General features: G+C 64.5%; 1 protein-coding gene. It reads left to right on the top strand.

Features of this window, described 5'->3' with window-relative positions; translation table 11 throughout:
* Positions 1-19: 19 nt before the first annotated feature.
* On the top strand, positions 20-459 hold a 440-nt coding region (locus CKO15_RS13905; protein WP_338036079.1), incomplete at its 3' end, for an MBL fold metallo-hydrolase.

The following is a 459-nucleotide window of genomic DNA, read 5'->3' as shown; positions in this document are numbered from 1 at the left end:
GGTCGCACACCTCCAAGCCGTGATCCTGACGCACGTGCATATCGATCATGTCGGGCGCCTGCCACATCTCCTGGCGGCTGGATTTCGTGGGCCGATCCTGTGCAGCGAGGCGTCGGCCGAGCTGCTTCCCTTGGTGCTGGAGGATGCCCTGAAGGTTGGGGTCACGCGCGAGGCCCGCTTGATCGAGGCGGTCTTGCGACTGCTGAAGACACGACTGGTGCCCTTGCGTTATGGTGAGTGGCATTCCCTCATCGCCGGTGATCCAGGTCTGCGCATCCGCTTGCAGCAGGCCGGACACATCCTCGGGTCGGCCTATGTGGAATGCGATCTGAGCCACGGCGGATCACGCACGCGGGTGCTGTTTTCCGGTGACCTGGGCGCGCCCCACACCCCCTTGCTGCCGGATCCGACGCCGCCTGAGTCAGCCGACATCGTCGTGCTTGAGAGTACCTATGGGGA

This window comes from Halorhodospira abdelmalekii (assembly GCF_016583625.1).
Taxonomy (GTDB): domain Bacteria; phylum Pseudomonadota; class Gammaproteobacteria; order Nitrococcales; family Halorhodospiraceae; genus Halorhodospira; species Halorhodospira abdelmalekii.
Note: the sequence above shows the minus strand (reverse complement) of the source record. Positions and strands in the feature narration are given on the sequence as shown.